Here is a 21,160-nt window from a genome sequence, read left to right on the forward strand (position 1 = left end):
GCTCTTGTTCTTTCACACAAATTTTCTTTCACACCAAGTCCCGAAGGGCTCGAAGGAGTTTCACTTCGTGATACTTTGTGGGCTTTGTGGCTTTGTGTGAAGGGCTGCTCTTGTTCTTTCACACCAAGTTTCTTTCACACAAAGTCCCGAAGGGCCCGAAGGAGTTGCACTTCGTGATACTTTGTGGGCTTTATGGCTTCGTGTGAAGGGCTGCTCTTGTTCTTTCACACCAATTTTCTTTCACACCAAGTCCCGAAGGGCTCGAAGGAGTTTCACTTCGTGATACTTTGTGGGCTTTGTGGCTTTGTGTGAAGGGCTGCTCTTGTTCTTTCACACAAATTTTCTTTCACACAAAGGCGTGAAGGGCTCGAAGGAGTTTCACTTCGTGATACTTTGCGGGCTTTGTGGCTTCGTGTGAAGGGCTGCTCTTGTTCTTTCACACCAATTTTCTTTCACACCAAGTCTCGAAGGGCTCTAAGGTACACGAAGATAGTTCACTTCGTGAACGTTGGGGGCTTCGTGTGAATTGTTCTTTTTTAGCACGCTTCGACTACTCAGGGCAGGCTAAGCTCAGGCTGACATTCATTATAGAAGTGAGTTTGTTGCATTAAAGACGCCTTCGACCCTTCGACTACTCAGGGCAGGCTAAGCTCAGGCTGACATTCACTTTTAAACTTAATGTATCGCATTAAATTGGCAACCTTCAACCATCAACCTTCAACCATCACTCTGAGCTTGTCGAAGTGGGCTTTTCCCTTATTTTTACCAAAATAAAACGAATGTATCCCTTCGCCTCTGCTGTGGTGTCGTTCTTCTTATCTCCCTGGAACTGGATACTTATTTTGCTGGTAGCCGGTTGGATTTTTAGAAAGCGCATCGTTAAAAGATGCTGTTTCATTTTGTCCGTTTGCATTTTTATTATGTTTGGTAACCAGGCACTTTTGCCCTACTTGCGTGAGTTATGAATTGTGAGTGAATGCTAAATCGTCAATAGTGAATTATGAGAAACAAATTTGCTTTATCAATATTTTTTGTGAGTGCTTAAAATGGATGCTTTGACTTCCTTCCATGAAACAGGGATGAGCATTTCAGGCATTGGATCACTCTCAGCATCTTCAAAATAAACTATACTCTTTATTGCTAAAAATTCAGAACCATCGTTGTATTTCTCCATATAGAACCTGATGATTTCTTGCAAAGTATATTGCTGCAGGAGGAAATATAAATCAATAAAATCTTTACGACTACCCCTGCCCGTTATAGCTGCAATTTTCATGGCCGCAATATCCTGAAAGGATGCAATACGGATCGTATCTTTCACAACGGAAGGTCCAATCCAGGGGTATTGATAGTTAACAATGTCCACCTTAATGTTGTCCAGCAAATAGATGTGAATATTCTTCGATTCTTTCAACTTCTTTACATCCGCCATTTCGTTCAGTTCTGCATCAAGATCAATTGAAGATGCAGCTACCTTTCCGAACAGATCTATATCAATAGATTTCCGGTGACCTAATTGCAAAGCAAGTCCGGTGCCACCGGCAAGCAGCGTTTCTTTTAAGATATCAAGCCGCTGCAACTTTTTTAAAAGTTCCAGTGTTTCGGCACCGATTGTTTGGTAATGTAACATCTGAATTTATGAACGTCTGTTTCTGAAACCGCCGAAATAAATGCAAGGCTTTTCGAATCGAGTTCTTTGAACTTCATAGCGGTTTGGGCAATGTCATCAACTCCGAAATAATCCCTGATAAGGAGCCAGTCCTGCCAAAGCCCGTATGTGAGCACGCGGTGAATAATGAAACTTTTGTCCTTTTCAAGGTCCAGTTGATCCCTGTTCACGTCCCAGAAAAGATGGTTTGAAAATTTTGTAAGCTTCATGAATGGGTTATGAATGATAAATAATGAGTTGCAGTAAACGAACTTTTATGACTGAATTTTATTTAGGGTCCTATAATTTCTTGTTGATGGTATTTCAATTATTTTTAGCAAAATTAAATGAATGCATCAGTTTGCTTCCACCATTTTATCGTTGCTCTTATCTCCCTGGAACTGGATTATTATCTTGCTTATAGCCGGTTGGATCTTTAAAAAACGCGCTGCAAAAAGATGCTGTTTCATTTTTGCGGTTTGCCTTTTTATTGTATTTGGCAACTCCGCGCTTTTAAATCTATATGCACGCTGGTGGCAGCCAAAACCGATAGAACTTTCTGCTGCCGGCAACTACTCTTGTGGTATTGTTACCGGCGGCTTTGGCAGTCCTGATGCGCAAGGCCGCGGTTATTTCAACATTTCCTCCGACCGTTTTATTCAAACCCTGCTTTTATACCAAACCGGGAAGATTAGTCACATTTTGATTTCCGGTGGAAATGGCAAAAGCGATGACGCTTCTTTTCGGGAGGCGCACTGGGCAAAGAAACAATTTATTGCTGCCGGTGTGCCTGATTCTGTTATTTATACGGAAGATCGCTCGGATAATACGGCAGATAATGCGGTTAATTCTAAACGGCTGCTGGATTCGCTGCATTTTCCCCCGCCCTATTTGCTGATCACTTCTGCTTTTCATATGCCCCGCGCAAAGTTGATCTTCGAAAGAACCGGACTTCATGTTATTCCCTATCCTTGTAATTATACCGATGGAAGAGGGCCGGTTACTTTTTCTGATTTTGTACCAAGACCTTCTTCGTTGTTGGACTGGGAGCGGTATCTGAAAGAGTCTTTTGCATATTTATGGTATAAGATTCGGTAGTGGTTTTCAACAACGCTGCCTTTTTTTCTTTAACACGAAGGCTCGAAGGACTCGAAGAAGCACGAAGGGTTTTCTCTTCGTGAAACTTTGTGTGCCTGGTGGCTTGGTGCGTGAGGCTCTCTTTTTTTCACTCAAAGGCTCGAACAGCTCAAAGTTGCACGAAGGGGTTTCTCTTCGTGAAACCTGGTGCGCCTGGTGGCTTGGTGTGAGTGGCTCCTTTCTTTTCTTTCACACGAAGGCTCTAAGGGCTCGAAGGAGCACGAAGAAGTGGTTCGCTTCGTGAACCTTTGTGTTCTTGGTGGCTTGGTGCGTCAAGGCTGCTTTTTTTCTTTCACTCGTAGGCCGAAGTGGCCGAAAGAGCACGAAGGGATTTTTCTTTGTGAAACTTTGTGTGCTTAGTGCCTTGATGTGAGTGGCTCTCTTTTTTTTCACTCAAAGGCTCTAAGGACCCTAAGGAGCACGAAGGGACCGCTTTTTCCAAGGGAGGTTTAAAATTTTGTAGTGGATTTAATATTTCATTTCTTTCTATCATCTTAGATGGCGACCTATTTAAACCTGTCAACCTACCGTACTACTGGCGCAAATAGGCCAGATGCTTGTAAAAGGGATTTCGCAATAAACTATCCAGGTTATTCTCCGGTAAATTCAATTGTTGTAATAGTTTTTCACAGGCTTTTTGTAAGGTATCCAGTTCATGTTTTACAATTTGAAAAACGATGTCCTTATCTATTCCCCTGTAATCATGTGCGATTCTGTTGCGAAGGCCAGCGATTTCATCCCATGATATAAAGCTCTGGGTTTCTTTTAACGTTATTTCTATCTTTTTACTTTCTTCTCCTATAGCCAATAAAAGGTGGCAAATACCATTGTAAGGCATTTGATCTTCTGCCTCAAACAGAGACTCAGCATCCGGGTAATTCCTGGCGTATATCTTTATTTTCTGAAGCGCTTCTAAAATGGTAAGCAGGTAAAGCGCGTTTTTTTCAGAAAATGGAGATGGCATAGTTTTCAAGATTTTTCGCGATTACCGGGTTAACAGACTGTTTGTTTACCAGCTCTATTTTCTCAATGCTCAATAATTGAGATAAGTAGTTTTCAAAAGATTTTAGCCTCGCCAAAGTCATGGTACCATTGGGAAAAGTTGTATACAAAAGATCTACATCGCTTTTTGAATGCTGTTGTTGTTTAGCGAAGCTTCCATACAAATCAAGATGCTTTATAAAATAGCGGCTTTCCAGATACGGCTGCTCTTTTTTAATAATTGAAATGATATGGTCAGTAGATGGAAGCATTTTTATAGCTACTAATTTCACGAATTTTCACGAATGGAGGCAATGAAAGTTTCAGTGGCTCTTACTAACCCCTTCGTGAACCTTTGTGCGCTTGGTGGCTTTGTGTGCCAAGACTGTTTTTTTTCTTTCACCCGAAGTCCCGAAGGGCTTGAAGGAGCGGTTCTCTTCGTGAGCCTTTGTGTGCCTTGGTGGCTTGGTGCGCCAAGGCTGTTTTTTTCTTTCACTCGAAGTCTCTAAGAGCACGAAGGGCTTTCTCTTTGTGAAACTTTGTGTGCTTCGTGGCTTGGTGCGCTGAGACTGCCTTTTTTTTCTTTCACTCAAAGGCGCTAAGGGCTCGGAGGAGCACGAAGGGCTTTCTCTTTGTGAAACTTTGTGTGCTTCGTGGCTTGGTGCGAAGACGCTGCCCTTTCTTTCACCCGAAGTCCCGAAGTGCCGGAAGCATGACAGACTGACCAGTCATCATTCACCATTTACTAATCACCATTCACCATTACACCGTATCCATAAATGTCTTTTCCACCTTGCTGAAAATCAGGAGGCCCAAAAAAAGCACTACGGCGATGAAACCGGTGCTGTATAAGAGGCCGGCTATGTCAAAGGTACCCTTGCCGAAAAGGGCGTATTTCCAGGATTCTACAATCGGCGTAAGCGGGTTCCATTCTATGAACTTTCCGTAAGATTTATTTTTTACGTACGACAACGGGTACACAATAGGCGTAACATACATCAGCAATTGCACCGCAAAACCGATCAGCACAGTAAGGTCGCGGTACTTGGTGGTGAGCGAACTGATGATGATGCCCAAACCCAGCCCCAATCCGGCCATCATGAATAATAACACGGGTATCCAAAGCCATGACATTCCAAAATGGATGGGATAGCCTTTGAAAGAATAAAACGCCATCATGGCCAGTAACAACAAAAACTGGATGCCGAATTTTACAATATTCGATAACACGCTTGACAGCGGAATAACCAGCCGCGGAAAATACACTTTACCAAAAATGCCCGCATTGGCCACAAACGTATTGGAGGTGGAATTGAGACAACTGGAGAAATACGTCCAGATGGCAATGCCGCTCATATAGAATAAAACCGGGTGCACGCCGTCGGTGGGGATATTCGCAATCTTTCCGAAAATCAGCAGGTACATCACAATCGTGAAAACCGGCTGAATTAAATGCCAGAGGGGGCCTAAAATGGTTTGTTTGTACTGCGCAATGAAGTCGCGCTTTACAAAAAGCACCAGCAAGTCGCGGTATTTCCAAACCTCCTTCAGGTTCAGGTCAAAGAGATTGGCTTTGGGCCTGATTACCATATCCCAGCCGCCGTCTTCGGTTTGAGGGTGGTATGTATTTGGGGATGGCAAGGGGTTGAGGGTTGAGGGTTGAGGGTTGAGGGTTGAGGGTTTAGGGTTTAGGGTTTAGGGTTTAGGGTTTAGAGCGCTTTGTCAATAATTTAAAGGCGCGGAATATAAATCTGCGTTATTTCTTTCTTTACTATGAATATCCGTTTGCGCTTTCGCCGGAATCATTCCCAAACGGGCTAATATGCTTCTCCATTTTTCCTTATAGACGGGGAAACTAAAATTTTCCATCAGCAATTGGCGGTCGGGCATATAAGTTTCGCGATCTGCAATGATTTTCCGTATGGATTCTGAAATTTCCTCCTGGTTGCCCGGGTCTACGAGCAATCCCAACTTTCCATTTAATAAGGCATCCACAGAGCCGTCTTTGTTTCCTGCAATCACCGGCTTATTGTAGTACATGGATTCTATAAACACAATTCCAAAGCCTTCCTTGGTGCTGGGCATGATGTAAATGTCGGCAAGGTTAAAATGCAAGGCAAGTTCTTCATCAGGAACAAAACCGGTAAAAATGACTTCGTTGGTGAGGTTCCGTTTTTCCAATAATATGTCAAGCCGGTTTTTCTCTTGCCGATCGTATTTACCAACGATGAGGTATTTTAGCCGGGGGCTTGTTTTTCTTAACGCTGCCAGGCTTTCAATCACCTGGTCGTATCCCTTATATCTTTCCCTGAAGGCAAGCCGCGTGAGCGTCATCAACACCGTATCGTCGTTGCTGAGGTTGTATTTGGCCAACAGGCTTGCATCCTTGTTTGCTTGCAATGGCTTTGCCAAAAACGGGTCAAGACAATTGTTAAGCACCTGTATTTTATTTGCAGGAAAATGGTTTAACTGTACGAGCGCGTCTTTAGTGAACCGGCTTACCGAGAGGATTTGGTCACATTTCAGCAGCATCTGTTTTTTAAACCCTGTGAAAGGTACCCAGGCCTCAATGCCATGAGTAAGAAGAATTAAGCGGGTTTTTGGCGAGATTAATTTAACCATAAAGCCGACAGGGAGTAAATTGATATGGCTGAGAATCACCACATTGCTATTGATGCCGGCGGAAACCGCTTTTCGTGTGAATTGTACTCTTTGGATGCCAAAACCGGTAAAATGATTTTTGGGAAAATATTTTTCGTCGATATCACTGCTTTCATCATACATGGAAAAAACAGAAAAATCGACACCCGATTCTTTACACAGATCATAAAGCGCTTTGCCTGCCACCTTACTTACTTTTTCAATTCCCCCGGTCAGGGAAAATGTCCTTAAGGTTAAAAAAAGAATTTTATCCCTGTTTTTTGCTGGCTTACCGGCAGCTCCGTTACCTTGGCTATGGCTAACGATGGCTTTGGCATCCCGGCTACCAACCGCCCTCTCTCCGCCCCGGTTTTGAACCAAAATCAATGATAAAAACTGTGACCAGTGCATCTGGCCGGAAACGAAATTTTTGTAATTCACTGCTTCGGTATCTACCACCGACTTAATGTATTCGCTTTCTGAAAGCCACTTTTTGAAGGGGAATCCAAAACCCATCTTGGGCCTGTTCCACACGGGCTCAGGCAAAATATTTTTGAACGCATCAATCAGCAGCTTTTTGGGTAAGGCGGCCTCCTTCAAACTGCTTTTTATGCTCATGGACAGATCTACAAAATCCCTGTCGAGGAAGGGAACGCGTATTTCAATTCCGTGGGCCATGCCCATTACATCCACATCGCGCAGCAACTGGTTTTGCATAAAAAGGTTGAGCTCAACCCAACTTGCCTGGTCGAATGGATCCAAAGCATCAATATTTTCTAAAACCGGCTGTCCGCTCAAAATGCGCCAGACCTCCTGTTCGGGCATATTAAGCTGGTAAGCAATTTCTGAAGGAATAAACTGGCCGCGAAGGAAAAGGTATTTGCCCACGGGGCCATCAATGCTTAAGTAACAAAGGCGCTTCAGCGCTTTCTGCCCGGCATATTTTCCTGACCTTAAAATTGAATTGGGTACGTTTTTTAAAAATTTCACCTTTTTCATCCTTGAAAAGGAGGGATAGCCGCCATACAATTCATCGCCGCCAATACCTGATAATACCGCCTTCAAACCCTTTTCCCTGGCATATTTACTGATAAACCAGGTGTTGATGCCATCACAGCTCGGCTGGTCCATGTCGTCCAGGATTTGGGGCAGAAAGTGAGTAAACTCATTTTCCTTCAGCAGGTGCTGGTTGCTGCGGCAATTCATTTTTTTGAGGAGATAATCCTGGTATTTTTTCTCTGAAAAATCATTTTCCTGGAAATGAAGGGATAGCGTGTTTAGCTGTGCTTTTTTATCTTCAGAAGCCAATAAAGAAATGATGCCGGAATCTACGCCCCCGCTCAGGAAAACGCCGATGGGCGCATCTGCTATCAAATGGCGGCTTACCGACTTGTGCAGGTCTTCCCGGATATGCTGAATGGCCTCCTGCCTGTGGACGATTGTTGAGGAGAATTCAAATTTTTTAAATGATTGTAGGTCAATATTTCCCGTTGCCACATCAAAACACAGGTAAGTGCCTTTTTGGAGTGGCTTTACTTTTTGCAGCACAGTAACCGGCTCAGGCAAATGGCCATACGCCAGTAAAAAAACCGGCCAGTCTTTATTTTCTTCCTGAAGCCAGGGAACAGGCCTCAAGCCACGAATCTCCGAAGAAAATGCGATGCCTTCAGGGGCGGCGGCATAATACAAGGGCTTTATGCCTGACGGATCGCGCACGAGATAAAGCCTGGCCTCCTTTGTATCCCACAGGGCAAAGGCAAACATGCCATTGAATTTTTCAAATGCGCGGGCGCCCCAGGCAGCGAATGCCACCAGGATTACTTCGGTATCAGTGCCGGTTTTAAACGAATAGCCAGCTATTAACAGCTCTTTTTTTATTTCACCGTAATTATAAATTTCCCCGTTGAAGCTTATCACATACCTGCCGGTTATATCGGCCATAGGCTGATGCCCCGCCGGAGACAAGTCGATCAGCGACAGCCGCCGGTGGCCCAAAACAAGGTGGCGCTGCTCATCTGAAAATATTCCTTCATCATCAGGGCCGCCATTTTTCATGATGGTACACATCTCCTTTACCATGGGTCTTAGCGCCGCAACGGGTAAATTTTTGTTTAATATGCCGGAGATTCTACACACTGTTTAATGTGATAATTAGCTGATTAGCTGATGTGCTAATGTGTGATTTGATAATTAGCTAATTGGCTAATTGATATTCTTCGTAGGTTTTTTTCAGTCCTTCTTCAAAACCAATTTTTGCCTGCCATCCGAGTGCATTGAGTTTGCTTACATCGAGCAGCTTTTGAAAAGTGCCATCCGGCATTGATGTGTCAAAAATGAGTTCACCATTATAGCCGGATATTTTTTTTATCATTTGTGCCATTTCGCCGATTGAGATATCTTTTCCAACGCCTATGTTAATTATTGCGGGATCATTGTAATGTTCCATCAGGAAAAGACAGGCTTCGGCAAGATCGTCTGAGTGGAGAAATTCACGGCGCGGCTTACCAGTGCCCCATATAGTAACATTCGCTTCCCCCTTTTCTTTGGCTTCATGAAATTTGCGGAGAAGCGCGGGTAATACGTGCGAATTCTTCAGATCATAGTTATCGCCGGGGCCATATAAGTTGGTGGGCATCGCGCTGATAAAATTGGAGCCGTATTGCTTATGATACGACTGGCACATCTTGATACCTGCTATTTTAGCAATTGCATAGGCATCGTTAGTAGGTTCAAGATAGCCGCTCAGTAAATATTCTTCTTTTATGGGTTGTGGTGCATTTTTCGGATAGATACAGCTGCTTCCTAAAAACAATAATTTTTTTACCTGGTTTTTGTAAGACTGGTGAATGACATTATTTTGGATGCACAGGTTGTCGTATAAAAATTCTGCCGGGTGGGTATTGTTGGCATTGATGCCGCCTACTTTTGCCGCCGCCATAAAAACATATTCGGGTTTTTCTTTTTCGAAAAAGTCCTTTACGGCCTGTTGGTCGCGGAGATCTACCTGGGAAGAGGTGCGCAGGATTAAATTTTGATAGCCTTCCTTTTCTAATTTGCGGACAATAGCACTGCCCACGAGGCCGCGATGGCCGGCAACGTATATTTTTGAGTTTTTTTCCATGATGTTTTTTTTCATATGAAGTTTTAAGGGCACGAAGGGGTTCTCTTTGTGATACTTTGTGTGCTTCGTGGCCTGGTGCGAAGACGCTGCCTTTTTTCTTTCGCTCGAAGTCTCTAAGGGCTCGAAGGTGCACGAAGTTGGGGGTTCTCTTCGTGAACCTTTGTGCGCTTGGTGGCTTGGTGCGTGAGGCTCTCTTTTTTTCTTTCACTCGAAGGCCCTAAGGGCTCGAGGGAGCACGAAGGGGCTCTTTGTGATACTTTGTTTGCTTCGTGGCCTGGTGTGCCAGGAACGCTTTTTCTTTCACTCGAAGTCGCTAAGGACTCGAAGGAGCTCGAAGGGGTTTCTCTTTGTGAAACTTTGTGTGCTTCGTGGCTTGATGTGCCAAGGCTGAAACTTTGTGTGCTTCGTGGCTTGGTGCGAAGACGCTGCCTTTTTTCTTTCGCTCGAAGTCTCTAAGGGCTCGAAGGTGCACAAAGTTGGGGGTTCTCTTCGTGAACCTTTGTGCGCTTGGTGGCTTGGTGCGTGAGGCTCTCTTTTTTTCTTTCACTCGAAGGGGTTTCTCTTTGTGAAACTTTGTGTGCTTCGTGGCTGGTGTGCCAAGGCTGTTTTTTCTTTCACTCGAAGGCCCTAAGGGCTCGAAGGAGCACGAAGAGTTCTCTTTGTGATACTTTGTGTGCTTCGTAGCCTGGTGTGCCAAGGCTGCTTTTTTTTTCACTCGAAGTCGCTAAGGACTCGAAGGTGCACGAAGGGGTTACATTATGAACCTTTTTATTCCATCCTTTATGAGAGGCACATTGAAATTGATTAGAAACCCCAATCTCAATCCTGTAAGCTTTAAATGACTTGTTATTTGTTTAAGCCATACAGGATGAATTTCCAACACTGATTTCAATTCACAAATGACAAGATCATCTACCAAAACGTCTAACCGGACTCCTTCCTCAAAAAATAGTTTGCTCTTATAATGAATAGGCAAATCGACCTGGCGTTTGAAAGGAATATCCTTAGCTGAAAGCTCATAGCAAAAGCAAACTTCATATACTTTTTCTAATAATCCTGGACCTAATTCTCTATGTACTCTGAAAGCGGCATCAACTATCCCTGTTGCTAAAAATTCTTCCTTTTCTGTTAAACCGGAATAAAGCATTTTATTTCTTTTCGACAAAGGGGCGTACCAAGCCTCTGGGCACGCCAGGCTCAAGGCTCTCTTCGACCCTTCGAATTCCTCAGGGCAGGCTAAGCTCAGGCTCCCTTCGACAGGCTCAGGATGACAGGCTCAGGATGACAGGCTCAGGATGACATTTAGTACAAGCACTGAGTTTATCGCATTTAAAAGATGGATGTCTTTTTTTTGTCATGCTGAGCTTGTCGAAGCACGACAAAAAAAAATGTTGCATTGTACTAACACCGCCTTCGACAAGCTCAGGCTGACATTCACTGTAAAAATAAATTTATCGCATCAAAGGCTAAGATCAGGCTCCCTTCGACCCTTCGACAAGCTCTGGGCAGGCTAAGCTCAGGCTGGCAGCGACCTATACCGGCTCGAGGTTTTTTTTGTCAAAATGGGCGCTCAACTGGATGTCAAGCGTCTCTATTTTTACTACTGCCCTGTTTCCTAATACTTCCACCACAATACCATGATAATTCATCAAAACGCCCTGGCGGATGCGCACTTCACTGTTCACCACCACGCCTTTTGGCTCTACCTGCACATCTTCAAATTCGTTCAGGAATTTACGGATGGTATCAATTTCCTCGTCACGAATAACGGCTGGCTTGCCCAGCCAATACACGAAATTTAAAATGCCATTTACGTCCTTTACCTGCCACTTTTTATTTTCTTCGAGCTTTACAAAAACATAGCCTTTGAATACCGGCTCCATCACCATCTTTTTCCTGTCGCTCCACTGCCGGATTACTTTATTTATCGGGCAATAATTCTCAATTCCTTTTTCCAATAACATCGCCGCTACTTTCTTTTCCCACCGCGGCTTTGTGTATACAGCGTACCAGTTCTTTTTTATTTCCATAGTTGATAGCTTTTGGCTGTTGGATATTAGCTGTTAGCTGTTAGCTTTTAGCTTTTAGCTTTTAGCTTTTAGCCTTTAGCTGTTGGCTAATGGCTGTTAGCTTTAAGCTTTAACACGGCTTCGCCGCTCTCAGTCACACCGCAACTGAGTTGATTTCAAATGAATTTCCGCTAATTTACTTCCGCGTAAAGAAGTCCTTCAGCGAGGCAAAAATGCCTTTTCTTTTTTCAAGATAATAGCCGCCTCCATATCCTCCGCCGTAGCCATAACCATAGCCATAGCCGTATCCATACCCATAGCCATTGCCATACCCGCCAAATCCATAACCGTAAATATTAAATCCACGCGGTTTGATACCATTAAACACAAGGCACATGTGCATAAATTTCTTTTGCTTTTGCAGTGCATCTATCATAGGCAAAAAGACCCGCGGTGTAACCGCATGCCGTATTACAAATAAGTTGATATCTGCAAAAGCCTGTAATAACTGGGCATCGGTCACCGGTGAAACCGGGGCGGTATCCATAATCACATAATCAAAGCGGGATTTCAAGTCAGCCATAAGCTCCGTAAATTTTTCGCTTTGGATGAGCTCTGTAGGGTTTGGAGGAATAGGCCCGGCGGAAATCAGCGACAAGCCGGGAATGGCGGTTTCCTTGATGATCTCTTCCAATGTATTTTTACCGGCCAGGAATGTTGAAATCCCGGGATTTCTTTTCACCTGCAAAACTTTACTGAGTTTCGGCTTCCGGAGATCCAGCTCCATCAACGCCACTTTTTTACCTGTAAGCGTAAAGCTAATGGCCAGGTTAATGGCAATGAAGCTTTTCCCTTCCCCACTCACACTTGAGGTAACCATTAAGGTATTGTGGTTCTCGTTAAGCCCCATAAATGCCAGGTTAGTCCTTATAGACCTGAACTGCTCGGCGATCACGGTGCGCTTCCCATCCATGATGGCGATCGGATCTTTTCCCGGAACCTGTACAAGCTCGCCCAGTATCGGAACGTCCATTTTCCCTTCAATTTCAGAACGGAACAATACTTTACGGCTGAAAATTTCTTTTAAGAGTACGATGAAAGCGCCCGACAGGAGCCCGATAACCAAGCCTGCCAAATAAAAATTTTTACTGATAGGACTAATAGGTCCCCCTGAAGTGGGCGACTCTACCACTTTTAAATCTGCTGTAGTGGCCACCGATGAGATGGCAGTTTCTTCCCTTTTTTGAAGAAGGTAGGTGTAGATATTATTCTTTACGGCCTGCTGCCTGCTGATATCCAGAAACACCCTTTCCTGCTCAGGCACTTTTTTGAGCAGGTAATTGCTGGCAGCTATCTGGCTGTTTACCTGGTTTTTTATGGTCATGAGGTTGTTCCTGATATTCCTCATATTTTCCCTGATGTCGCCCTTAATGCGCTCAACTTCGGCATTGGCAAGGACCAAGGCATCATTGTTTTCGCCGGTAACACTTTTTAGCGCCTGTGCCTGTGTTTCGGCGGTATATAATTTGTCAAGCAAGCCTGATAATGTGGGGTCGCTTACGAGCAATAATGAAGGCACTGTGCCGGGCTGCTGCCCTTTCGTGTCAATATATTTACTGATGGCCTGCAGGCCTTCCAGCTTCAAATCAATTTCACTGTTTTGTTTATCCAAATCGGTAACCTGCCCAAAATAAGCGGAGGCCTGTGCGCTGAGATCCACGGCGGAGGTTTGCGATTGAAAATGGGCAATCTTTCGCTCTACGCTATCCAGTTGGGATGAAACCAAATCCAGCCGATCGTCTATGAATTTAACCGTTTTATCTGCAATTTCATTTTTGTCTTCAACGCCATTGATGTTATACACCTCAAATAATTTTCCCAGGATATCCCGTCCTTTTTCAGGCACGGGCGTATTCAGGCTAACGTTCAAAATGGTAGAAGAATAAGAATAAGGCGAAATTTTTAATCCGCCGACAATACCGCCGGCAGCACCTGCGGGTGACATAAAGCGTACAAAATAATTTTTACCCGTAACGTTTGTATTATAGTCATTATTAATCCGTAGCTGGATTGGCGTATTGTTTAAGTTTATGGTCGAATTGAAGGGAACGCTCCTGTTGTCAATGTGCACAAGCCTTTTTTTCCAGTCGATAGAAAAAAAATAGGTGCCCCAGAGGTTCAGATTTTCCTTGTCCAGGGCAATAAACTGAATTGGCGAGTTGCTGGCGTATAATTCTTCGGTTCTGACATTACCCTTATTATACACGGGCGCATAAAGGTCGAGCTGCTTCACCACTTCCTGCATCAGGTCGGGCGATCTTAGCACTACAATCTCATTGTCAACAATCTTTTTTTCACCGAAAATATTCAACGCATCCAGCACTTTAGAATCCGCGCCGGACTTCTGCGGGTCTTTCAAGAGCACTTTGGCAGAAGCTACATACACAGGCACTTTGGAACGAAGGTCGATATAGGCTACCAGCATGGAAATGCTGACCGTAATTACAAACAAAGGCCAGAAGGGCAGGTATTTGTAGATAACCTGCTTGAATATGTTTGAATCTGTTTTTTCCTTAAAAAATTGTTCTTCGTCCATTTAGCGGCGCGGCTATTTTATGATGCGGTCAATAATGAATATTAACAGGGATAACCCTGACGTAACGTACCCGATAATTCTTGTGGTATTTTCAGCTTTCTTTTTAACAGGTTGTACATACACGATATCATCAGGCTGCAGATAAAAGTACGGAGAATAAAAAACTGACTCATCCGTAAGGTTGAGTCTCTTGAATTCCCTGGAATTGCCTTTGTCGCGGATGACGAGCACATTATCGGTTTTTCCTTTCTCGCCAATATCCCCGGTTGCGGCAAGCGCATCCAAAATAGTCATTTTATTATTAGGCAACGGCAGCACCTGTGGCGATACAGCACCCATCATTGTTACATGCCTGTTGAGAAATCCTACTGCTACCACGCATTGAGCCAGGTAAGGCGTCAGATCTTTCTGGAGCTTTTCTTTCAGTTCTTTGCGCGTCATTCCGGCAACGTGAAGTGTGCCCAGTTTTATAAATTCAATGTTGCCGGTTGAATCTACTTCGTATCCCAGCAAAGTGCCTTCCGCATTTTGGGGTGCATTATAGATGGCGGTATTTTCCGGGCTCAGGCTTGAAACGGTGATGCCAAGCAGATCGCCCGCTCTTATTTTGGGTTCAAAATTCGGGGAAACCAGGTTGGTGAGCGTGGTGTCTTTGGGAATATTCTGAAAGTAAGTGGTGTTTTTGGTGCTGGTGCATGAAGAAATTGAGAAAGCCGCGAAAAGCAGCCAAATGATGGCCCCGGTAGATACGGGTTGCAAAGGAAACGGTAATTTTAATCGAAAAGAATGTAATATCAATTGATGAAACTTTCTTTTTTTATGCATAATCAGTGGGGTGGAGATAATAAAAACGAAAGATAATTCTTTTGGTGGCTGCAATTTAAGAAAAAATGCAACTCAGTGCGGGAGACTACGATGGTAATTTTCCTACGGCCACCTCATTAAAAGAAGAACTGTTCGTGTTTGCCTGCCGGCAGGTTTGTTTAAAAGCATGTCCTGAATTTTGGAAAGGGACAATGACTTTACTGGATTTTGTTTTTAAATTTTATTTTTCCTGGTTTTCAGCGATTTTCAAGGCACCTATCTTCCTCGAATCTACCACCTTTTTTATTCCATAGCCAGCTCCTGCTGCAATAAGGAATAAAAGGCCGCTGTCGATCGGGCACTCACCGGTTTGCGGGTCAGGGCCTACACAGGGTGGTTCAGGCTCAGGCCCCGGCTGGGCGTTTATTATCGCAGGTGAGCAAAGAAACATAATTAGTGAAATTCCAATTATGAAAAATCTTTTTAAGTTTGCTTTCATACAAGTGAATTAGGGGTGGCAAAATTAATTAAAAATAGCTATAAACCTCGGGTACAGGCCACGTATTGGCGATGGCTGGGAATTCAATGTTCCTTTCGCCCGAACGTCAGCCGATTAAAGAACTAAATGTAGAATAAGTACAAAAGCTCATTAGAGAATTTCCAGCCTGGACAACTGCCAAATAGTGAACAAAAAGCGATAAAGTGCACATCACCCGTGTTATCGCTAACTCTCGTTCTATACAGGCGGTCAATTTTGCAAACGTACTTTTTTATCTTTCAAGTACGCTTTAATTTGTTTCGCGTCCATATTTGCAATGTCTTTTGAAATCTTTTCCTTTATGGCTCTGAAAGTTTTAACCGTGTCAAAATCTTTCTCTTTTGTTTCTGTTTTAGTTTTCATAACTGGTAATATCTTTAGGTGAACGTATTTCTAATGTCTGATAACCACAACTCAAATTTACAGAATTGTAACCACGGATTCTATAAATATTCACAATATGTTTAAAGTTCCAACTTACCAAAATGTCAACCTTGTGAATGGTTGCAAGAGCAATATGCACACAATCGTCAAAACTTGTTTCACCTACAACTTTTTCGTCAATGTACTTTTTTGCAAGATTTACCGCTTCATCATTTACAAAGACGATTTCTATATGTTCTTTTTTCAAATCTCTGAAAAAGATTTTCACTTTTTCCGGCGCTTCAAATAATTCACCTTCAGTGAGATCGGAATAAACGCAAATTATTTGTCCCAGTTTTACCTTCTCAAAAAGGTGAATTGAATCCTCTTCAAACTCAATGTCATAAACACCGCCAAAGACGGACGTATCAAAATAAAAGCGTTGTCTTATCATTCAATGAAATTACAAATTTTCCTTGAGGTGTTTAGCTGATATCTCCTGGTAACTTGTGTACATCATAACGCTTTACCACTTCTTTTATTTCAAAAAACCTACGTAAAATTACCAGCTCCCGTTTTTATTTTAGAATCTTGTCGGGCTTCTCATTGGGCGGTTGTATTTCCTGAGATCTACAGAAGGTCTTTGTCTTCCAAATATATATCCTACTTTAAAAACAGCGGTAAAATAAGAATCATTGTTAGAAGGGTTTCCCCTGATGCTTCCGGGGCTCTGCGTCGTTTGCTCAGGCTTTGCATCTGGCCTTATGCGCTTGTTGAGCAACAGTGCATTTGTCAGGTCGTTTCCTGTCAGGTATTTACTAAATATGGCGGGATCTACATAGCGTCCATGAAGATCATCCAAATAATCAGTATTTAATTTGCGCGACACATATTCCAATCTCAGGTTAACGCGATTGTTTATCGAGTAAGCCAGTCCTATGCCATAAGAAAAGTTAACCTGGTTAAGGCTGTATTCCCTGCTGGAAGGGTATTCTGCAAATCCCTCCCCTTCGGTATGCAAGGGCTTCAAATCAATCCATTTGCCGTTTAAATTTGCCTGCGGGTTAAAATGAAAGTAGCCAACGCCCCCCAATAAATAAGGAGAAAACGAAGGCATTACGGCATCAGGATCAAAATCCCTGACAAAATCGACCGGGTGAAATTCCAACAAAAGGTTAACCTCTCTTATAGGGCTTCTGAAACTAAGATTCCTGTTATAACGGCCAATGGCTGTATTTTTTACATTTTTAAGCAGGCTGTCGTGAGATTGAACTTTGCCAAGCGTACCTTCAAGGCGAAGGCCGATGGTGTTAAAGTATATAGCGCTAATATAAATGCCCGCGCAGGCGGTGGTCACCTGCATATTCAAATCTTTTGCGCCCGCCTTTCCCCGGCCTGCCCTCCCGCCTACATCGGTAAGGCTGTTCATGATCCCCGCAGAAACACCTCCTTCAAGAGTAATCGGGTTAGCATAATCCTGGTTAGTGTAAAAATAAGATTGCGATTTTACCTGGGTGGCAATGACGAGGAAAAATAAGCAGGAAAGAATCTTATATTTCATTAAGCCGGTTGTTTTGATGCTTTTGATAAATGTTTTACAAACTAAGCTATTATTTCTTTCAATTTGAAATTTCGTTGACATTTTTTATTAGAATTTCCCTTGCCCGCCGTGATACTTTCTCACTTAACGATTGTTTATAATTGCCTGAAATAAAACTGCCGCAGGAATGACTTTATTTGCTTTTTTATAATTTATTTTAGTGTGGAAGGGCGGCTTTCTCAATGATATCGGGAAGAGGTCTCAATACCCCGTAAAAATATACAAGTTTTTGATTCCTGCAATTTTTTACGCCAACTTTTTCTTCATTTTTTATAATTGGTTTGTTTTTACAGATTAAGCCTTTGTTCAAGTAAAACCACCCGTATCCATAGTAAACAAACGAATAAGAGGGATTTTTATTTGCAGTTATTAAAAAAGGCCGCTTTCCCGTTACGGAAAGCAGCCAAACCATATTAAAATTTAAACTTAAAAAACAATGCTGACTATTTTTCTTTTCCCATCCGGGGAAATAATTTCAACCCGGTAAATACCGGAAGGCACTTTCTGCGCAGGCTGAATTTTTTCAATTGCTACGCCGCCATTGTACTGCACTTTTTTCTGCAGGAACACCTGGCCAAAAGAATTTATAATCCTGATATTATATTCACCCGGCGTGAGGTTAGACAATTTCAGGTTCAGGTTGTCGGCAGTTGCGGGGTTGGGATACACCGTTACGTCCCCTGATTCGGCCGCCACGTTTACTTTCATGGTTTTGCTGTAGCTCAGCGTACCATTTTTATCTGCAGTGCCAATGCGGTAATAATTATCGCCTTCTTTGGGGGTTTTGTCTGCATATTCGTACTGGCTTTTTGCAGGGTCTGACACGCTTACCTGCGCGGCATCAACAAAGTGAATGCCATCGCCAGACTTTTGAATACTGAAAATATCTCCTTTAGCAATATTTTCTGCCTTCCAGCTTACGTTTATAATTTGGTTTGTTCTTGCTGCATTTGAAAAAATAAATTCAACCGGGGCCAATCCCTCAGAAACGGAGTTTGAAATGATAAGGCTGAACCGGTTGGCAGCAGCAGAAGCCGCCTCACCGGTAATATTGAAGTTAAAATAAGTTGTGTCGTTTAAGCCAATAGGGACAGAGGTTTTTAGATAATTGTCAATGAGCACCGCACTTCTTCCCGGGAAATTTAGATTGGCAGTTATAAATTGTACGCGGTAATTCATTCCCTGCCTCATGTTCCACATTTTAAAGAAAACTGAATCTGTGCCTTCAATTATGTGCCTTCTTTCTACTATGTACACTTTATTGCTGCGAACCATCCCCCAGTTTTCACCGGGATTGGTCATTTTCCTGGCGTCATACCTGTCGAGGTCATTGCTGAAATCAGTGCTGTACATGGTAAGCGTTCCATCTAATAAAATGGGATTGCCTGCGGCGGTAACTACATATAAATTAGAAATCAACCGGATTTCTTCCGATGAGGAATTTTTTGATAAGCTAAAAACGGGACTAAGCGATAAAAACGTGGCAGTTAACAGTAAGGCGAAGTTTTTCATCAGGACGTTTTTTGGTTGTTGGATTAGCCATTAAACGCTCGATAATTTGTCTTATTGTATAGTTGTTGGATTATTTAATTATTTAATTATTTAATTATTTAATTATTTAATTATTTAATTATTTGGCGTCAGATCGCGGGGTCAATCGTAGCGGTCAGCACGCCTTAGCGTCAGACAGCGGGGTCAATCGTAGCGGTCAGCACGCCTTAGCGTCAGACCGCGGGTTGATTGTTTAGCCTTCCAGGTTATTCACTTAAATCCTTTTTTAATTTTTTTTAAAAGCAAAGCCTGGTCCTTCCATACCCGCGGTCTGACCTGCGGTGCTGACCGCTACTTCCATACCCGCGGTCTGACCTTCGGTGCTGACCGCTGCTTCCCTGCCCGCGGTCTGACCTGCGGTGCTGACCGCTTTGTTGAGCGGTCAGCACGCCCTAGCGTCAGACAGCGAACTGATTGGTTTAGCCTTCCAGGTTATTCACTTAAATCCTTTTTTAATTTTTTTTAAAAACAAAGCCTGATCCTTTCATAACCGCGGTCTGACCTTCGGTGCTGACCGCTGCTTCCCTGCCCGCGGTCTGACCTGCGGTGCTGACCGCTACTTCCATGCCCGCGGTCTGACCTGCGGTGCTGACCGCTGCTTCCATACCCGCGGTCTGACCTACGGTGCTGACCGCTGCTTCCATACCCGCGGTCTGACCTACGGTGCTGACCGCTACTTCCCTGCCCGCGGACTGACCTGCGGTGCTGACCGCTAGAAGATTTTCTTTATCTTCTCCTCACTGAATTCAGAGTAGGTATCTTTTATAAAATTCTTTGTGTCGACGGTGAGTAGTTCATAAGCCAACTCTTTATTACAAAGAGTTCCACTCCTGACTCCCGCATAATCCAAAAACGAAGAAAATTTCCAATAATCCAAGTCTTCTACCAATCCGGCTTTTAACGGATTTAAATGAATATAGTTGAAAGCAATCCAACCATAATTTTCATCTCCGCTGTCTAAGGATTTAGCTTTGATCTTTTGCCTGAACAGCGAGCCTGTTCTGTTTTCCCTATTATTTATATATTGTGCATAGGTGCTTTGCAATAACCTGAATCCATTTGAAAGCTCGCATAAATTAAGATGTCCGACTTGCCGGGTTCTCGCCGAATTCTCGTTTGTATGAATTAAAAAATGAAAATGATTGGGCATCAGGCAATACGCAAGGATATCACAGTTAGGTGAAATATATTTTCTGCACAATTTTAGAAATATGATATAATCTTCGTCACCATAAAATAATTTTTCACCATTGTTTCCCTGGTTGTAGATGTGATAGGTTTCGTTTGGAACTATGGTCATAACTGTTTTTTGAGCGGTCAGCACGCCTTAGCGTCAGACCGCGGTGTTAATCGTAGCGGTCAGTACGCCTTAGCGTCAGACCGCGGGTTGATTGGTTTATCAAGCGAGGGTAATTCACTTAAATCCTTTTTCTTAAATTTTCTTAAAAGCAACCGTCCGATGCTTCATACCCGCGGTCTGACCTGCGGTGCTGACCGCTACTTCCAAGCTTGATCCTTCCACGCCCGCGGTCTGACCTTCGGTGCTGACCGCTACTTCCAAGCTTGATCCTTCCATGCCCGCGGTCTGACCTTCGGTGCTGACCGCTACTTCCATGCCCGCGGTCTGACCTTCGGTGCTGACCGCTACCTCCATACCCGCGGTCTGACCTCGGTGCTGACCGCGAAAAACCCCATGACGTTTTGCGAAAATCAAACACGCCACAGGGTTTTATTGTTGTGTACCTTAAAAAGCAGGTAGTATTGGTAAAGTCATTAATAATCCATTAAAATAAAAATCTTCTTTATTTGTTTGCCCGCTTGATTCAGTATTCCATTAATTTCAAACTAATCAGCCGGGACGCTAAAAGCGACCTAAAAACCCTGAATGCTGTTACGCACCACAGGGTTTGTTCTATACCTTTAAAAAGCAGTTAGTTTTGGTAAAGGCAGGTAGCCTTGGTAAATCTATATTGCTAACTCATCTGTCAATTTAGTAGTATTAGCGCTCTTGTTTACACCAATCGCGGCCTGAGCTGCGGCGCCAGGTTTTGTCCTTCAAACCGCGGTCTGAGCTGCGGTGCTGACCACTACCTCCATATTCGCGGTCTGACCTACGGTGCTGACCGCTACCTCCATATTCGCGGTCTGACCTATGGTGCTGACCGCTACCTT

The 21,160-nt window shown here is 43.5% G+C and carries 21 protein-coding genes; 1 reads left to right on the forward strand and 20 read right to left on the reverse strand.

From position 1 onward, the window contains the following. Positions 1–724 precede the first annotated feature (724 nt). The 3 genes from EFY79_RS21440 to EFY79_RS12845 form a co-directional block, all read right to left on the reverse strand. Positions 725–898, reverse strand: a complete 174-nt coding sequence (locus tag EFY79_RS21440; protein ID WP_158605211.1) for a hypothetical protein — start codon at positions 896–898, stop codon at positions 725–727. 123 nt (positions 899–1,021) lie between these two features. Then, on the reverse strand, positions 1,022–1,630 hold the full coding sequence (locus EFY79_RS12840; RefSeq protein WP_123121131.1) for a nucleotidyl transferase AbiEii/AbiGii toxin family protein: 609 nt from the start codon (positions 1,628–1,630) through the stop codon (positions 1,022–1,024). Continuing rightward, the gene (locus EFY79_RS12845) at positions 1,585–1,878 is read right to left on the reverse strand and encodes a DUF6922 domain-containing protein (RefSeq protein WP_123121132.1); all 294 of its coding nucleotides are present in this window, start codon (positions 1,876–1,878) and stop codon (positions 1,585–1,587) included. The genes EFY79_RS12840 and EFY79_RS12845 overlap by 46 nt, the downstream gene beginning before the upstream one ends. A gap of 121 nt (positions 1,879–1,999) precedes the next feature. Here EFY79_RS12845 and EFY79_RS12850 point away from each other — a divergent pair, with 121 nt between their 5' ends. After that, the gene (locus tag EFY79_RS12850; protein WP_123121133.1) at positions 2,000–2,746 is read left to right on the forward strand and encodes a YdcF family protein; all 747 of its coding nucleotides are present in this window, start codon (positions 2,000–2,002) and stop codon (positions 2,744–2,746) included. Positions 2,747–3,317: 571 nt separating this feature from the next. Here EFY79_RS12850 and EFY79_RS12855 read toward each other — a convergent pair. The 17 genes from EFY79_RS12855 to EFY79_RS12945 form a co-directional block, all read right to left on the reverse strand. Continuing rightward, the gene (locus tag EFY79_RS12855) at positions 3,318–3,749 is read right to left on the reverse strand and encodes a HepT-like ribonuclease domain-containing protein (RefSeq protein WP_123121134.1); all 432 of its coding nucleotides are present in this window, start codon (positions 3,747–3,749) and stop codon (positions 3,318–3,320) included. Continuing rightward, positions 3,730–4,038 (reverse strand): nucleotidyltransferase family protein, encoded by a 309-nt coding sequence (locus EFY79_RS12860; protein WP_158605212.1) that lies wholly within the window; start codon positions 4,036–4,038, stop codon positions 3,730–3,732. The genes EFY79_RS12855 and EFY79_RS12860 overlap by 20 nt, the downstream gene beginning before the upstream one ends. A 490-nt stretch (positions 4,039–4,528) precedes the next feature. After that, a complete protein-coding gene (locus EFY79_RS12870; protein ID WP_233577998.1) occupies positions 4,529–5,407 on the reverse strand; it encodes an ABC transporter permease in 879 nt (292 codons plus the stop codon). Between the two features lie 81 nt (positions 5,408–5,488). Next, a complete protein-coding gene (gene asnB / locus EFY79_RS12875; RefSeq protein ID WP_123121137.1) occupies positions 5,489–8,542 on the reverse strand; it encodes an asparagine synthase (glutamine-hydrolyzing) in 3,054 nt (1,017 codons plus the stop codon). Positions 8,543–8,600: 58 nt separating this feature from the next. Then, positions 8,601–9,527, reverse strand: a complete 927-nt coding sequence (locus tag EFY79_RS12880; RefSeq protein WP_123121151.1) for a GDP-L-fucose synthase family protein — start codon at positions 9,525–9,527, stop codon at positions 8,601–8,603. Positions 9,528–10,278: 751 nt separating this feature from the next. Then, positions 10,279–10,674 carry a GxxExxY protein gene (locus tag EFY79_RS12890; protein WP_123121139.1) on the reverse strand — a complete coding sequence of 132 codons (396 nt, stop codon included), beginning with the start codon at positions 10,672–10,674 and terminating at the stop codon, positions 10,279–10,281. A gap of 385 nt (positions 10,675–11,059) precedes the next feature. Beyond that, complete coding sequence (locus tag EFY79_RS12895; protein ID WP_123121140.1) at positions 11,060–11,557, reverse strand: UpxY family transcription antiterminator; 498 nt, start codon at positions 11,555–11,557, stop codon at positions 11,060–11,062. 175 nt (positions 11,558–11,732) lie between these two features. Beyond that, on the reverse strand, positions 11,733–14,132 hold the full coding sequence (locus EFY79_RS12900; protein WP_123121141.1) for a GumC family protein: 2,400 nt from the start codon (positions 14,130–14,132) through the stop codon (positions 11,733–11,735). 12 nt (positions 14,133–14,144) lie between these two features. Beyond that, the gene (locus EFY79_RS12905; protein WP_158605213.1) at positions 14,145–14,891 is read right to left on the reverse strand and encodes a polysaccharide biosynthesis/export family protein; all 747 of its coding nucleotides are present in this window, start codon (positions 14,889–14,891) and stop codon (positions 14,145–14,147) included. 286 nt (positions 14,892–15,177) lie between these two features. Then, a complete protein-coding gene (locus EFY79_RS12910; protein WP_199727528.1) occupies positions 15,178–15,435 on the reverse strand; it encodes a PID-CTERM protein-sorting domain-containing protein in 258 nt (85 codons plus the stop codon). 249 nt (positions 15,436–15,684) lie between these two features. Further along, a complete protein-coding gene (locus EFY79_RS21595; RefSeq protein WP_199727529.1) occupies positions 15,685–15,837 on the reverse strand; it encodes a hypothetical protein in 153 nt (50 codons plus the stop codon). Then, the gene (locus EFY79_RS12915) at positions 15,827–16,291 is read right to left on the reverse strand and encodes a PIN domain-containing protein (protein WP_123121143.1); all 465 of its coding nucleotides are present in this window, start codon (positions 16,289–16,291) and stop codon (positions 15,827–15,829) included. Before EFY79_RS12915 ends, EFY79_RS21595 begins: the two co-directional genes overlap by 11 nt. A gap of 129 nt (positions 16,292–16,420) precedes the next feature. Next, positions 16,421–17,398, reverse strand: coding sequence for an outer membrane beta-barrel protein (locus EFY79_RS12920; RefSeq protein ID WP_148041918.1), 978 nt, complete (start codon positions 17,396–17,398; stop codon positions 16,421–16,423). Between the two features lie 465 nt (positions 17,399–17,863). Further along, positions 17,864–18,949 carry a T9SS type A sorting domain-containing protein gene (locus EFY79_RS12930; RefSeq protein WP_123121146.1) on the reverse strand — a complete coding sequence of 362 codons (1,086 nt, stop codon included), beginning with the start codon at positions 18,947–18,949 and terminating at the stop codon, positions 17,864–17,866. Positions 18,950–19,440: 491 nt separating this feature from the next. After that, entirely contained in the window at positions 19,441–19,632 is a 192-nt protein-coding gene (locus tag EFY79_RS12935) for a hypothetical protein (protein WP_123121147.1), read from the reverse strand. Positions 19,633–19,700: 68 nt separating this feature from the next. Further along, entirely contained in the window at positions 19,701–20,288 is a 588-nt protein-coding gene (locus EFY79_RS12940) for a transposase (RefSeq protein ID WP_123121148.1), read from the reverse strand. Between the two features lie 142 nt (positions 20,289–20,430). After that, entirely contained in the window at positions 20,431–20,706 is a 276-nt protein-coding gene (locus tag EFY79_RS12945) for a hypothetical protein (RefSeq protein WP_148041919.1), read from the reverse strand. Positions 20,707–21,160: the final 454 nt, after the last annotated feature.

It is taken from the genome of Hanamia caeni (genome assembly GCF_003721595.1).
GTDB lineage: Bacteria > Bacteroidota > Bacteroidia > Chitinophagales > Chitinophagaceae > Ginsengibacter > Ginsengibacter caeni.